Source organism: Streptomyces morookaense (genome assembly GCF_013030945.1).
GTDB classification, from domain to species: Bacteria; Actinomycetota; Actinomycetes; order Streptomycetales; family Streptomycetaceae; genus Streptomyces; species Streptomyces morookaensis.
The window spans coordinates 53750-68636 of the sequence record NZ_JABBXF010000030.1 but is presented as its reverse complement, the minus strand read 5'-3'; the positions used below and the strand labels follow the sequence as shown (position 1 = coordinate 68636).

At 68.6% G+C, this 14887-nt stretch carries 8 protein-coding genes; 3 read left to right on the top strand and 5 right to left on the bottom strand.

The features are described from left to right. Positions 1-52 precede the first annotated feature (52 nt). The 3 genes from HG542_RS14715 (at position 53) to HG542_RS14705 (ending at position 4728) form a co-directional block, all read left to right on the top strand. A complete protein-coding gene (locus tag HG542_RS14715; RefSeq protein WP_171081476.1) occupies positions 53-3973 on the top strand; it encodes a scabin-related ADP-ribosyltransferase in 3921 nt (1306 codons plus the stop codon). Then, complete coding sequence (locus tag HG542_RS14710) at positions 3970-4377, top strand: hypothetical protein (protein ID WP_171081474.1); 408 nt, start codon at positions 3970-3972, stop codon at positions 4375-4377. Before HG542_RS14715 ends, HG542_RS14710 begins: the two co-directional genes overlap by 4 nt. 153 nt (positions 4378-4530) lie before the next feature. Beyond that, positions 4531-4728, top strand: a complete 198-nt coding sequence (locus HG542_RS14705) for a hypothetical protein (RefSeq protein ID WP_229922736.1) — start codon at positions 4531-4533, stop codon at positions 4726-4728. Positions 4729-6600: 1872 nt separating this feature from the next. On the opposite strand, the gene HG542_RS14700 is transcribed toward HG542_RS14705, so the two are convergent. The 5 genes from HG542_RS14700 to HG542_RS14680 all read right to left on the bottom strand — a co-directional run bounded on the left by HG542_RS14700 (position 6601) and on the right by HG542_RS14680 (position 14887). Beyond that, positions 6601-9219: a ribosome-inactivating family protein gene (locus HG542_RS14700; RefSeq protein WP_171081470.1), complete on the bottom strand. Its 2619-nt coding sequence runs from the start codon at positions 9217-9219 to the stop codon at positions 6601-6603. A gap of 665 nt (positions 9220-9884) precedes the next feature. Beyond that, positions 9885-10952, bottom strand: a complete 1068-nt coding sequence (locus HG542_RS14695; RefSeq protein ID WP_171081468.1) for an acyl-CoA dehydrogenase family protein — start codon at positions 10950-10952, stop codon at positions 9885-9887. Next, positions 10949-12145 carry an acyl-CoA dehydrogenase family protein gene (locus tag HG542_RS14690; protein WP_171081467.1) on the bottom strand — a complete coding sequence of 399 codons (1197 nt, stop codon included), beginning with the start codon at positions 12143-12145 and terminating at the stop codon, positions 10949-10951. The genes HG542_RS14695 and HG542_RS14690 overlap by 4 nt, the downstream gene beginning before the upstream one ends. 31 nt (positions 12146-12176) lie before the next feature. Continuing rightward, positions 12177-13370, bottom strand: a complete 1194-nt coding sequence (locus tag HG542_RS14685; RefSeq protein ID WP_171081466.1) for a CaiB/BaiF CoA transferase family protein — start codon at positions 13368-13370, stop codon at positions 12177-12179. A gap of 47 nt (positions 13371-13417) precedes the next feature. Continuing rightward, entirely contained in the window at positions 13418-14887 is a 1470-nt protein-coding gene (locus HG542_RS14680) for a CoA transferase (protein ID WP_229922735.1), read from the bottom strand.

Below are 14887 nucleotides of genomic sequence, written 5' to 3'. Positions count from 1 at the left end.
GGCCGGAAGAAGACGCACCGGTGCGCCCACGGCGGCGGCAAAGGCCGTGACCATGACGGTGACCGTGGCACTGCTGGGCGGCCTGACGGAGCAGGCCGCTGTCGCACAGCCGCCGGCCAGGACGGCTGCGGCCGCCAGGCCCCTCTCCGCTCTGCTGAAGACGGCCGAGGCGCCGGCGGCTCCGCCGCGTTCCGAGCTGGACAGGATCAGCGACGAGCGCGACCGACAATTGGTCGAGGTCTTCGCGGAGTTAGACGAGGAAGACGAGGTCAAGGAGGCCGCCAAGAAGGCGCTGGAGAGCACCGACCCGAACGCTCTCCGGGAGTTCCTGGATCACGGCGAGGCCGAGGCCCGCCAGCGCGCCAAGGAGAAGAAGGAAGCCGTCGACGCCGACAACCGTCGGAGGATCGAGGCGATGCGGGGCACCGGTGGAACGTGCTTCCAGAGTGAGGTCGAGCGTGTCCTGAAGGGGGATGCCAGGGACCGCGCCGACTTCCTGGCCTTCGGTGCCGATATCGCCCGGGGACGTGACAAGTCCACTGAGGAGAACGACAAGAAGAGGTCGGCGGAGAACCGCAAGCGCGTCGAGATGCTCGCCGCCTCCGGGGGACCGGAGGTCAAGAAGGCTGCCCAGGCCGCGCTGGCGTCGAACGACGACAAGGTGATCGCGGAGTTCCTGGAGAAGGGCTACCTGGCTGCTGCGCAGAAGGACGCCGATGCGCGGGCAGCTCAGGACAAGGCCCAGAAGGAGGCCCAGGAGGCCGCGGAGAAGCTGCGGAAGCTGGCGGAGAACGCCGCTCGTGCAGCCGAGGCCCGCACCAAGCTGATCGCGGCCCATGGAGACGCGGTCAGGGCTCTCAAGAACGCATCAAACGCGATGAGTTCGGCGGCTGCGGCATCACGCCAGGCCGACCGGATGCTCGCCGCGGACCGGGCCGGCAAGCGGCTGTCGGAGTACGACCAGGTCAAGGCCGAAGTCGCCCGCCAGGTCAAGAACGCCGAAGAGGCGGCCAAGCAGGCCGAGGTCGCCGCAGGCCGGGCCAAGGTGCAGGCCGAAGTCCTGGTGGACACGGGACTGACCCACGGTGCGCAGTGGGCCGAGATCGCCGAGGGCATGGGCTCCGCGGCCCGGGCCGCGGTCAAGGCCACTGAGACCGCCCAGCACGCGGTGGATGCCACAGTGGCCGATGCGGCGGGCCTCGAAGCCAAGAATCAGGCCGAGTTGCACGAGGAGCAGGCCAAGCAGTGGCGCGCCAACGCCGAGCAGCACGCCAGGGCCGCGGCTGAGCTGGCGGATGCCGCCGGTCGGCAGGCCAGGATCGCCGCTGATGCGGCCGTCAAGGCGAAGCAGGCGCGGATCGACGCTCAGAAGGCCGAGCAGGCAGCGTGGGACCACGCGAAGAAGACACGCGACGCCCGAGTGGAGGCCCAGCGCCAGGCCAGGATTGCCGCTGAGCAGCGGGCGATTGCCGAGCGCGAGCGTGCCCTGGCCGCCGAGGCGCGGGCGCGGGCGGAACGCGAGCGCGACAACGCCGCGCAGGCGCGCGCCCGTGCGGAGGCCGAGGCCCGTATGGCGGCGGCCAAGCGTGCGGAGGCGCAGGCAGCCTCGGCCGACGCGGCAGCGGCGCGGGAGCGGGCAGCCGCGCAGGAAGGCAAGGCGGCCACGGCGGATGAGCAGGCCCGCGCGGAGGAGTCCAAGGCACGCGAGGCGCGGAACAAGGCGTCTGACGCCGAGCGGGAGCACAAGGCGCAGGAAGCCAGGGCCCGGGCCCTGGAGGCGATAGCCGCTTCGGCCAAGGGCACCGAAGCGGCCGAGGATGCCCGCCGGGCAGCGGACGAGGCACGGGCGGAAGCCGGCGCGGCGGGTGAAGCCGCGGGACGGGCCCGTACAGCTGCCGACGAGACGAGCGGCGCTGCCATGAGGTCCCGTTCCGCGGCCATCGAGGCCGAGGGGGCAGCCTCCCGAGCGCGCGCCGCGGCTGCAGAGGCCTCCGCACACGCCGCGCGCGCCAACGCCGCAGCGAACCAGGCCGAGGCCGAGGCCGCCGCCGCCAACCAAGCAGCGAAGAAAGCCGAGGCCGAGGCCGCCGCCACCCACGCCGCGGCCCAGCAGGCCAACAGCAAAGCCGCGGAGGCGACTGCTCAGGAGGCCCGTGCAGGTATGGCCGCGCACGAAGCCGCGCGCCTGGCCGGATTGGCCGCGACCGAGGCAAAGGGCGCCTTGCAGGCGGCCAACCGCACCAGGGACGAGGCCGACGGGGCGTCCCGCGAGTCCGCCATGGCGCAGATCCAGGGCACGGTCGCGGTACAGGCATCCGCGGCGGCCAGGACCGCCGCGGCGGGTATCGCCGACCCTGCCAACACAGCCATCGAACTGACCGCTCCCTTCAGCGGATCCGACATCGACGCCGACTTCGCCGCCGCTGTGGCCAAGGCCGCGAAGGAGCTGGGTGCGGACCAGGTCACATCGGCGGAGGCCAAGGCCGCCGAAGCGGTCAAGGCCGCCGACGCCGCAGAGGCCGCCGCGGCACGGGCCAACGCCCAGGTGGCTCCCGCCTTCAAGGCCGCTGCCGACGCGGCCCGTTCCTCCGCGGACGCGGCACGCTCGACGGCGGCCGCCCTGAAGTCCGCTGCCCAGGCAGCAGAGGAGGCCGCTCAGGCCCGCGCGGCCGCAGCCCGCGCCAACGAGGCGGACGCCCAGGCCCAGGCCGACGCCAACGACGCCCGCAACGCCGCCAATGAGGCCTACGTAGATGCGTCGGCGGCACGCGACGCAGCCAACCAAGCCGAATCCGAAGCCGTACGCGCCCGCGCCGCCTCCACCGAGGCCGACAACCAGGCCGCGGCCGCCAACAGCCTCGCCGCTTTGGCAGAGAAGGAGGCCACGACCGCCCAGGGCGCGGCCAAGCAGGCGGCCCAGGACGCCGAGGACGCCGGCAAACTCGCCGACTCCGCCGAGGAACACGCCAAGTCGGCGGAAGCCGCTGCCAAGAAGGCCGACGAGTATGCCAAGGAGGCCGACGAGGCGGCCAAGAAGGCCGAGAAGTACGAGAGCGAACAGGCAGGCAAGGACCGCACGGAAGCCGCCAAGCCGAAGGAAGAACCGAAGGGAGAACCCGGCGAGGGGGCAGACCTGGACGACGCTCTCAAGGAATCCGGGCTCACTCCTGAGGAGTACAAGGATCTCAAAGAGCTCGCCGAGAAGAGCCTCTTCGACTACCTCAAGGAAAACGGCGCCGAGATCCTCATCGAACTCTTCGCCGAGGACATCAAGGAGTGCATCGACACCGGGGACATCCCCATCTGTATCTGGGCAGTTGTCCAGAACGCCGGACCGGCGAAGGCACTCAAGATCGTCGGAAAGCTCCCGAAGATCTCGAAGGCCGTCTGGGGCATCAACAAGTTCCTCGACAAGGTCGCTGGGGCGCGCAAGAAGATCAAGAAGTTCGAGGAGGCCCTTGAGAAGATCCGGAAGAAGATTCCCGCCTGCTTGGTGGATTCCGACCCGCCGAAGCGTCCCAAGAAGCCTAAGCATGGCCTCGCCGCGGGCGGTCAGCCGGCCGCCCATGCGTACCATGGGTTCGCGAGCGCCGCGGCCGCTGAGTACAAGAAGTGCCGCCCCAAGGTCGTGTACCGGAGCGACACCCGGGGACCGGATGAGATCTTCAAGATTGGGTTCGAGCCGCGCGGGTCCAACATGGACCTGATGGAACATGCTTCCGGGTGGTCGAAGGACTCGGGGTACGTGGCGACGACCAAGTACGAGTCCGTTGCCAAAGGCCGCGGTGGCAACGTTTACCAGATCGACGGGATTTTCGGGATAGATGTGAACGAGGCATGGCCGGAGAATGTGTATGCCGACGAGGAGGAGATCGCGATTCCAGGGCGCATCGAACCGAGCCGGATCATCGGTGTGCGGCTACGGAACGGGACCTGGCTGCCCAACCCCAACTACCGCCCCTTGGGACTGTGATGGAAGAAGTGCACCTGATTGCCGCCGGTCATGACGGTCGCCGGGAGGCCGTGGTTCTCGAGGTCGAGGACTCAGGAACACCTGACGTCAAGCTGGTCCGGACCGATGGGACGACTACCGTCCATCCGGATGTGGATCTCTTCGAGTGCCTCAAGGCAGTACGCCGCACCCTTGAGGAAGAAGGGCTTCTCCTCTGCTGCCAGGGCGCGCGCCCCATGGTCTTCCCATCGGGGATGGGTCGCCAGATGTCCAACGGTCGGCTCGCCTACACCTTGCGGCGGGACCCGCCGTTGACCAATGCAGATCTGGTCGACATCTTCGCGTCGGCCCAGTTCTCCGAGGTGGGTACGGTCGAAGATCAGCGCCGAGCGGTGATGCGGTTCTTCGGGTTCTCGAACAAGTAGCCACGAGGCCCCGCCGGATCCGCCATCGGTGGGGCCTCTTCGGCTATTCCCAGCGGTTGCAAGCAGTATTGCTCGATGGGGTTGGGGGCAGGCGTGGGATTTCTACAGGACCATGAGGCCGACGTGACGGTGGTCGCGGTTCAGCCTTGGGGGTTGGAGGTCGAGTCCCGGGACGGAGCCAGAGGGCTGATCGACAACACCAAGGACCCGGAGTGGCCCTCGGGTGACCGATCCGACATCGTCGGCAGGGAGTTCCATGTCGTCGTGCTCGACGACCAGCGTGATCCTGTCAGACTCAGCGCATTCGACCTGGATCTGGAGATCGCCCGCAGGCTGAGGGAGACGACGTAGCGCTGACAAGCGTCGCGGGTTCCGCGTCGACCCCGATTCACTCGTGGGAGGTCACTGGCCCGATGGGCCGCACGTGCATTTTGAGGTCTTTGATGAAGTCGGAAAGCCTTTGGCCAACAATCACGTCTCACTCTCGGCGGTAACAAATGACAAGAATTGAACTGGAGAGGTGCGGGTGTACCCTTTCGGGGTTTTATGAAGGTTGTTTTGTGAAACCCCATGACGATTCCGATGTTACAGGTGGGTATTACATCTTCCTCGTTGGTGACCTGTCCGAGTCGGCCGACGGGGGTGACTGCTGGGTGGATATAGCGGCGCTCGAATCGTTTGTAGAGTCCTCGCAGTGGGAGATCGAGTGGGTCGAGTGAGTTTCCGCCGCTATCGATAAGGGCGGTCGGTTTGAATCCCAGTGCAGCGCCTGCAGTGAGGCGGGGCACTGGCGTGAGAGCGGAGCGTATCGACTCGGGCTGGATCAACGGTGTGCGGCTGCCAAACCCGAACTGTCGTCCACTGGAGCTGTGATGGAAGAAATGCGCCTGATTGCTGCCGGTCGTGATGGTCGCCGGGAGACCGTGGTTCTTGAGGTTGAGGACTCTGGCACACCGGGCATCAAGCTCGTCTGGGCCGATGGGACGACTACCGTTCATCCGGATGTGGATCTTTTCGAGTGCCTCAAGGCCGTGCGCTGCGCCTTGAAGGAGAAGGGCTCCTCCTCCGCTGCCAGGGGGCACGCCCCATGGTCTTCCCGTCAGGGACGGGGCGCCCAATGTCCAACGGCCGGCTCGCCTACGCCGTGCGGCGGGATCCACCGTTGACCGATGCTGACCTAGTGGATATTTTCGCGTCTGCCCAGCTCCCTGAAGTGGGTACGGTCGAAGACCAGCGCCGAGCGGTGATGCGATTCTTCAGGTTCCCGAACAAGTAGCCATGAGGCCTCGCCGGATCCGTCACCGGTGGGGTCTCTTCGGCTATTTCAACGGCATCAAGCAGTAATACTCGAAGGGTTTGGGAGGCGGGCGTGGACTTCCTGCAGGACCACGAGATCGGCGTGATGGTGGTTGCAGTCCGGCCTTGAGGGTTGGAAGTGGAGTCCCGGGGCGGAATCCGATGGCTGATTAGCAACACCAAGAAACTGGTTCCATGTCGTAGTGCTCGATGACGAGCGTGATCCTGCCAGGCTCAGTGCGCTCGACGCGGGTCTGGAGATCGCTCGCATGCTGATAGGGGCCACGGGCTGCCGATATCTGATGGAAGAAGTGCGCGTGATCGTCACCGGTCGCGACGGTCGCAGGGAGGCTGGGGAGGGGGAGTCGCCAGATACCCAACGGTCGACTCGCCTACCCCTTGCGGCGGGACCCGCCGTTGACCGATGCCGATCTGGTGGACAACCTTCACACCAGCCCGGTTTTCTGAAGTTGTCCTCGGCTGACGGGAGGGGCGGATCAGTGCTGACCCACGAACCCCTTGGCGGTATCCGGGTCGAGACAGCCGCACGCGCGAAGTAGTGGTCGGCCGGCCGACGTTAGGCGGCCGCACCCCGTGTAGGGACGCTGTTGGTAAATCTGGCGCAGGGGTCGATCTCGGGTAGAAGCGGCCTCGGCTTTCCGGTTCTGCAAGATCCCGTCAGGGTTCACAGACACTGACGGGCTTCGCATGAGCTTGCGCTGTCCTCCACATGGACCGCCAGGACATCGGCAGCCACGTTGCACTACTGCGTTCGGGTGATCAGGTTGCAGCTCTCGCCAACAGCCAACGATTACCTGGATCTCACGCAAACGAGTTGTTTCGCCGTCAGGACGGATGCTGCGAGGACCCCGGCTGGGCTCTTACGGGTTGACGGAACCCGTAAGAGCCCAGCCGAGGTTGCAACGGTCAGCGTCGCTGCGCCGGGGGTGGCGTGACCGCCTGCCAGGTCTCGTAGTCGCGGTGGCGCCCGTTGCGCCCCGGGTCCACGTCGTTGGTGACCACGCGGTCCTTGGGACGGTAGGTGGTGCAGATGTGGTCCCAGCCGTCACAGTCCTCGTCCGGGTCCAGTTCCGCCTCGACGGCGAGGAACGTTCCGTTGCCGACGTTGGTGATCCGGTTGTCCGGCTCGAGCTGCCACCGTTGGGTGGGCTTGTTCTGGCATGCGGCCAGAGCGACCTCGCCCCAAGCGCCGTAGGGCTCGCCGATGTTCTTGCTCTGGGACTCCATGCACCACTGGCCGTCGCCGGTGCTCAGTTGCCCGTTGCGGTGATACGTGAAGGTCTGCGTCCCGTCTCCGGTGACCTTGTCGGTGTGCGCCAGCTTCTTGCCGTTCACATCGGCGGTGAGATACCTGCCGGTGGTCTGCAGCAGGATGGGGGTGTCGAAGGGCAGGAACCCGGCGTCCACCCAGCCCATGCCCTTGAGGGCCTTCTCGACCTCTGCGGCGTCGATGGGCTTCGGGGTGAAGTTCCAGATTGCACAGGCGTGTTCGTCGTACCATTCCCCGTGCACCTGGGGGCTGGTGAAGTCGCAGGCCACTTCCTTGCGGGCACGGCCGTCGATGTGACCGTCGTAGCTCAGCTCGGCCCACCTCTCCCCGAACGGGGTCACGAACTTCGCCTGCGTGCCCTTGTCCTCCCAGAGTTTGTTGAGCTTCTCCGTGAGGCTGCGGGCCACCGCCTTGCGGATCTCGGTGACGGACCTTGTGGACAGGGCGTCGGCCTTGGCGTCGGCGGCGGCGAACTGCTTGTCGCCCGCCCAGGTCTGCTTGCTCAGGTCCGTACCGTCCGGGATCCTTCCGGAGGCGTCGGCGGTGTCGATGACGCGGGCCAGGCCCTTGGCCGTGGCGCGCTGGACCTCGATCGTCTGCATCATGGCCACTGCGGACTGCACGACGGTGCGGGCACCGCCGCTTGCCATCCAGCCCTTGTCGCCGGTGTCCGAGACGACACGCATGACGCCGTCGTGCCAGCGCTGTTGCATCGTGTCCAGCATCGCGGCCTTTTCCGCGTCCTTCTTCGCGAAGCCGATGAACTGGTCCACGATGAACTCGACTGCCGCCACGGCCCATCCGGCCGGGCCGGCCGCCTCCAGGCCCAGGAACTCGATGCCCTCCAGCAGCACGAACGTCGCGTCGAAGCCGAGGTGGGTCCAGTCCTGCTCGACCGCGTCGGACGACAGCTGCATGAGGTTGCCCACCGCAGGCATCATCGCGGTGAGCGCCGCGGCCTTCTCCAGGTCGCTGCTGTCGGACGTGAAGGCGTCGGCAACGCCCTTGATCCACATGGCCTTGCCCGCCGCGTCCCCCAGCTTCGCCGCGTCGATGCCCGAGTGGCCGCTGTCCGAACCGGAGGTCCCGGACACGGCCTCGCGGGTCTTGTCGTACGGCAGGTAGAAGCCGGAGGCGTCGCCCAGGGCTGCAGAGAGGTCCTTGCCGAGCGTGATGTCCTTGACGTCGCCGACAGTGCGGAGTTTCTTCTCCACCAGATCCTCGGCGTCCGCCCTGAGGTTCTTGCGGACCTTCTCCCAGTCCACCGTTCCCAGGCACGAGGCCCCGCTTGAGCCGTCGCAGAGCTCCTTCGCACGCTCCTCGACACGCTCTTCCAGCAGCTGACCCGCAGCCACCGCCTCTGCACACGGATCGACGGAACGCTTGGACCGCTTTCCGGAGTTCTTTGCGCACGAGACGCGGCCGCCGGTGCTCTCCCCGCCGGAGGGCCGCCAGCGGGCTCCGTCCTTCCCGAGGATCTTCTCGGCCAGCTCCTTAGTCACCTTCTTGTTGTTGATGATGACGGTCTCGTCCTTGCCGGCCGCGAGTTTGGTGAGATCGTCCCAGCTCTTGATGGTTTCGATGAGATGCGACGGGACCTCCAAACCCCCGTTGTCCCACTTCTTCTTGACGGCACTTGCGTACAGGTCGAACCGGGCCATTTCCGGGCCGAGCAGAATGAGATCCCCGAGCTGCTCCTTCGGGAACCCCTTCGGCTCCTTCAGCTTCTTCTCCGCGTTGCCCATGGCGACGAGCGCCGTCTGGAACGACGTCTGCCCGAGCGTGCGCCCTTCCTTGACACCCAGGGCGTCATAGCCGGCGCCGAAGCCGAGATCTTTGAGACGCAACTCGGCCGACTTGACGGCGGGCGGCACCTGCGCGTCCTTGAAGTAGTAGTACGTGCTGCCGGTTGTCCAGCCTTCGAAGTAGAGGTCCGCGCGCCTGAACCACAGGGAGACCTTGGTGTCCCCCTCGAGCTGGAAGTCGACGGAGAAGTGGCTGTCCTTGGAGGACTTGCCGTATTCGGTGCGCAGCATGTCGAGGAATTGCCCGTACTCCTCGACGGTGGCCCACGCCGGGAACGCCTTCATGCTGTTCGCGTCAGCGGGGGCCGCGGTACCGGTGCGGACCGCGCTTACATGCGCCTGTGCAGCCTCTTCGAGGCCGGGCCGAGGCGTGGGCGATGGTACGGCCAGCGCCGCGGGGGCGGCGACCCCCACCACGACAGTCGTGGCCAGCACACCGGCAAGGGCCACTCGGGTCGGTCTCCTGAAGACCGGTCTCATCTCTTCTTCTCGCATTCGCCAGGCCGGACCGCCGACGCCGCACCCTCCCGCACCAGGCGAAAGAGGAGGCGGCGTCGGCGGCATGACCGAACCGTTCACTGGGGACGCGAGACCGTCAGACGTGCACAAGCATCATCGAGGAGGCCAGGGCAACTCCCACTCAGGGGATGCCGACATGCAGCCTCGGCGCCGGTGAACGTCGACCGAACCCGACAGGAATGTCGAATCGTCAACAATGGCCCGGTCAAGTCTCGCTAAAGGGAAGGTTAGCAAAAGATGATCTGAATAAGTCCCGCCATGGCTTTCCCCTGGCCATCGTTGGATGGTGCGTCGAGTTGGAGGCTGTCGCGGAGTTGCTTGGTGTGCGTGATCCGCGGTTTCGACGGGCCGGCCTGACCGGCGCCCTGTGAGACCGATGGAAGCCGCCCCCGCGCGCCTACCGCTACGCGGTCGGACAAGTCGGTGTTCGTCCCGAGCAGGCCATGTTGGGGGCCGCCCACCCGTGGGACGTCGACGGCGCTCAGCGGGCGGGGAAGGGCACAATGCCTCGGCTGGTCGCAGGGCGACCAGCCGAGGCACTCACCGCAGGACGGGGTCCACGTCGCTGTTGTGGACGACGGCGTGGGGGCGTGGCGTCAGGGCGTGGAGGTGAGGACGGGCCAGAGCGTGGTGGCGGTGAGGGGCTGGGCCAGGCGGAGGGCCCAGTACGTTTCGTCGCCGTCCTCGTCGCGCCAGGACCACAGGCGGGTGGTGGCGAGATGGAGCGGGTTGAGCCGGGTGATGCCGATGGCGCCGTGCAGTTGGTGGGCGATGCGGGCGATCTCGGCGGCCGAGGCGGATGCCTGGGTCTTGGCAGCGGCGACGGCGACGTGTGCGGCCGGGCCGTCCGTGTCCAGCGGGGCGGCGGCGGCCTGGACGGCGGTGCGGACCAGGGCGGCTTCCTCGATCAGCCGTGCCTCTTCCTGCTTGACGGCCTGGAAGTGGCTGAGCGGACGGCCGAACTGGGTGCGGGCGGTGGTGTGGGCGACCGTCAGATCGACGCAGCGTTCGGCGGCTCCGGCGATCAGGGCGGAGCGGGCCAGGGCCGCGCGGAGCCGGGCCTCGTCGAGCAGTTCGGGGGCGATCCGGCGGACCTGCGTTGCCGGGATCTCAAGGGCGGCGAGGTGCAGGTCGTCGCGGGGTTCCTCGGCGAGGTTGCCGCCGGGGGTGAGGGTGGCCTGGCCGGGGGTGACGGTGAACAGGACGGGGCCCGAGGGGGCGGTGGCGAGGACGATCACCGCGGTGGCGGCGCGGGCCCAGGGGACGCGGCGCAGGGTGCCGGTGACCAGCAGCGTGTCGTCGTCGCCCGAGCAGCCGGCCGAGCCGACGCTCGAAGTTGCCGGGTGGGCATAACGGACCGTCAGGTCAGGAGCGATCGCGTAGCTGAGCGGGCCGTCCGGGACGGGGAGGCCGACGCGGCGCAGCAACGGGCGGGCCACCAGGGCGGTCTCGGCGAACGGGGCGGGGACCGCGCGGCGTCCTGCTTCCTGGGCGGCGGCCAGGATTTCGGCGGTGGACGCGTCCGGGGACGGGAGGGCCACGGCGTCGGGAGCGGTGGTGTTGGCGACGGTGGCGATGGCGTCTGGATCGGTGTAGAAGGCGGTGGTGTCGTAGTGGTCGGCGGAGATGACGGGGGCGCTGGTGTCGATCGTGTGGGTGTTCATCGGTGCTGCTCCAGACCACGAGTGATGATGCCGCGAAGGATTTCGTTGGTGCCGCCGCGCAGCGTGTAGCCGGGGCTGTGCAGCAGGGCGAAGGCCAGCAGTTCGGGGTGGCTCCCGGGGGTGGCGTGCGGGTCGGCAGGCGTCGGCAGGACGCTGCGGACGGTGTCGATCAGCGTGCCCTCCAGGCGGGTGCCGAGGTCCTTGACCAGGGCGGCCTGGGTGTCGGGCGAGGCTCCGGCGTCCAGGGCCGCGGCCACGCCGAGGGACAGTCGGCGGATGCTGTACAGGCGGGCCGCCAGGATGCCGATCCGGGTGAGCTGTCCGGCCGTGGTGGGGTGCTGTCCGAGTTCGCGGAGGAGGGAGACCAGCAGGGGGAATGTGGACAAGTAGCGTTCCGGGCCGCTGCGTTCGAAGGCGAGTTCCCCGGTGACCTGCTTCCAGCCGTCTCCCTGCTGTCCGAGCAGCATGCCGTCGGGAACGTCGACGCCTTCGAGGTGCAAGGCGTTGAAGCGGTGCTCGCCGCTCATCAGTCTGATCGGCTCGACCCGTACGCCCGGCGCGCGCAGGTCGACGATGAACTGGCTGAGGCCGGCGTGCTTGTCCTCGGTCTCGTCGGTGCGGGCCAGGACGATGGCGTAGTCGTTGCAGTGGGCGCCGCCGGTCCACATCTTGGTGCCGGTCAACCGCCAGCCGTCAGCGGTACGTTCGGCGCGGGTGGCGACCGAGGCGAGGTCGGAGCCGCTGCTCTTCTCGCTCATGCCGATGGAGAAGAAGCACCGCCCGGCGGCGATCCTCGGCAGGAAGAAGCGGCGCTGCTCCTCGGTGCCGTGCTGGAGGATGGACGGGCCGGCCTGCCGGTCGGAGACCCAGTGGGCGCTGACCGGGGCACCGGCGGCGAGCAGTTCCTCGATCACCACGTAGCGCTCCAGGAAGCCGCGGCCCGCTCCGCCGTATTCGGTGGGCAGGGCCATGCCGACCCAGCCGCGCTCGGCAAGGCGCCGGCTGAAACCGGGATCCCAGCCGGCGAGCCAGGAGTCGGGGCGGCCGAGCACGGTGCCGCGGGCGCGCTCCTCGTCGAGAAAGGCGCGGACCTCGGTGCGGAGCCGGCGGGTCGATTCGGGCAGGGCGACGTCGGGGAATGCGATCGGCGAAAGCGTCGAAGCCGAAGGGGGCGTAGGGGATATGGGAGACATGGGTGATTCGCTCCGTCAGCGTGTCGGCGTGTCAGTGTGTGGAGTGCAGCAAGGAAGGGTCGAAGCCGGCTTCGCCGAGCACCTCGTCGGTGTGCTGGCCGATGCCCGGGCAGTGGCGCAGCTCCGGATCCGGGTCGGCCGAGTAGCGGACCGGGCGGCCGATCACCCTGTAGCGGCCCTCGGTGGGGTGGTCGGCCTCGTACAGCAGGCCGCCCTCCTGGGCGTAGGCGGTGGTGGCGGCGGACTCCAGATCGAGCACCGGGGCGGCGGCGATGCCCACGCGCTCGCAGAACTCCTGCCATTCGGCACTGGTGTGACGCAGTGTCAGTTCAGCGAGCAGCGGATAGAACGCATCCGCGTTACGGGCCCGGTCGGGGCCGGTGGCGAAGCGCGGGTCGTCGGCCAGTTCGGGACGGCCGACGAAGGCGGTGAAGTCCCGCCAGTTGCGGTCGCTGTGCGGCAGGATGCACATCCAGCCGTCGGCGGTGCGCAGGGCCCGGCGCTCCGGGCTGAGCGAACGGGCCGAGCCGAACGCCCCGTCGGCCTCCAGAGCGGCCGCGCCCAGATGCTCGACCAGGTTGAAGGCGAGCATGGTGTCGGCCATCGGGACCTCGATGTGCTGTCCGGTGCCGCCGTGCTCCCGGTAGTGCAGCGCGGCCAGCACCGACTGGGCGATCTGCATGCCGCAGATCTTGTCGGCGAGGACGGTGGGGACGAAGTACGGCCGGCCGGACACCTTGTGGTTGAGCCATACCAGACCACTGGCCGCCTGGATGATGTCGTCGTAGGCGGCGTGCGTGCCGTAGCGGCTGTCACTGCGGAAACCCTGGGCGTTGGCGTAGATCAAGCCGGGGTTGACGGGCTCGACGTCGTCGTAGCCGAGGCGGAGCTTCTCCAGAGCCTGCGGGCGCAGGTTGGTGATGAAGACGTCGGCGGTGCGCAGCAGGGCGAGCAGGGCGTCGCGGCCGTGCGGGGACTTGAGATCGATGATGACGCTGCGCTTGTTGCGGTTCAGGTTGAGTGCCGCGCCGCCCATGCCGGGGTGGCGCCGGGGCGGGTAGTGGCGCGTCATGTCGCCCGTGGGCGGCTCGACCTTGATGACGTCCGCGCCGAGGTCGCCCAGTTGCTGGGCGGCGTACGGAGCCATGATCACGCTGGCCAGTTCGATGACGCGGACTCCGGCGAGGAGTCCGCGGCCGGACGGGCCGCTCGGCTTCTCGGACATCTTCGGGTTCCTCCTGGGGCGTTGGCGTGGCTGACGCATGACGTGGCCTAGCGCCACTGGAGCTCGGCGGACCCGAGCGGGGAACGCCGGCCGGGCTGGGGGACCGTGCGCCCGCTGTACGCGAACGGCGTCGCCGGTTCGGTGAGCGGGCCGAAGTCGGTCCCGGTGGTCGACAGCGGGGCGAGCGGCGCGCGCCCGGGCCGGGGCAGGTCGCGCACGTCCTCCCGTGCAAGGAGACCGAGTTCCTGCACCCAGTGACACACCCCGGCCAAGGTCACGCGAATCCGCCAGGAGCCGCCCTCGGTCGCACGCCGGCGCAGGACCGTCGCGACGGCGGCGGAACCGAGGTAGGCGGCGAGGTAGTCGTTGAGCAGGTACGTCGGCGGCAGCGAGGGACGGTCGGTCCACTCCTCGACGGCGAATCCGGTGGCCGAGCAGGCGAGTTGGTCGAATCCGCCGCGTTCGCCCCAGGGGCCTTCGGCGCCCCAGGCGTGGTATTCGAGGGTGATGAGTCCGGGGCGGCGCCGGATGAGTTCCTCGGTCGACGCCCCGTGCCGGGCAAGGCCCCGGTAGGCGTGCGCGAAGACGTCCGCGTCCTGGAGCGCGTCGTGGAAGGCCGCCCGGTCGTGGGCGTCGCGCAGGTCGCAGTAGGCATTGCGCTTGCCGCCACCGGTCATCGCGATCATCGGGATCGGGTCGGGGCGGTCGGGACGCGTCAGGTGCAGCACGTCGGCGCCGAACTGTGCGAGGAGACGCGTTGCGACGGGGCCTGCGATGACATGGGTGAGGTCGAGGACCCGTACGCCCGCGAGCGCCTCGTCGGCCTCGCCGATCGGCGCCAGCGGGCGGGCCGGTGCGTCACCGACGCGTTCGATCTCGACGACCGGGCGCTGCGCGACGTACCGCCCCGCGGGGTGCGCGAGCCACTCGTCCCGGCTGCGCACCGCACAGGCGACGCCGCCCCGCGCGCAGACGGCCTCCTCCAGGGTGAAGGCGTCCCAGCCGGCCACGGCCTGTGCGATTCCGACCTTGTCGAGCCCGCACCTCAGTACGGAGCAGACCGCGTCGCGCAGATGCGGATAGGTGGTGATGATGAAGATCCAACGGCCGTCGCGCGCCCGGTAGAAGTCGTTGTTGCCGAGCAGCGTCGGATCGTCGAGGAGGGCAGTGAGCGGGCGCCCCGAGAGCGTCGTGTGATACGTCGCCATGAGCTGGTCGATCGCGGCGCCGGCCTGCACCTCCACCTTCTGGTGGCCGTGACCGCGCTGTTCGCCGACCGCGGCCGTCTGCCGCCCGAAGACCCCGATCGCGGCGGACATGGCATCGGCGAGGCGGTGCACCGAGGGCACCAGGGGATCGGCCCCGACGACGGTGATGTCCTCGGCCCCGCGGGCCGGATCGGGGTCGCCGAGGGCGTGCAACAGTTGGGAGACGATCTCGCCGGTGGGCGGCTTCGGCTTCGGCGACAGCGTGGGCGTGGGCGTCGGCGGGAGCGTGGTCAGTGCGTTCGAAGTCAT

Excerpts from the sequence above, each read along its gene's own strand:
- HG542_RS14715 (WP_171081476.1), top strand. The coding sequence starts at position 53 with ATGACGGTGACCGTGGCACTGCTGGGCGGCCTGACGGAGCAGGCCGCT.
- HG542_RS14695 (WP_171081468.1), bottom strand. The coding sequence starts at position 10,952 with ATGAACACCCACACGATCGACACCAGCGCCCCCGTCATCTCCGCCGAC.
- HG542_RS14690 (WP_171081467.1), bottom strand. The coding sequence starts at position 12,145 with ATGTCTCCCATATCCCCTACGCCCCCTTCGGCTTCGACGCTTTCGCCG.
- HG542_RS14685 (WP_171081466.1), bottom strand. The coding sequence starts at position 13,370 with ATGTCCGAGAAGCCGAGCGGCCCGTCCGGCCGCGGACTCCTCGCCGGA.
- HG542_RS14680 (WP_229922735.1), bottom strand. The coding sequence starts at position 14,887 with ATGACTTCGAACGCACTGACCACGCTCCCGCCGACGCCCACGCCCACG.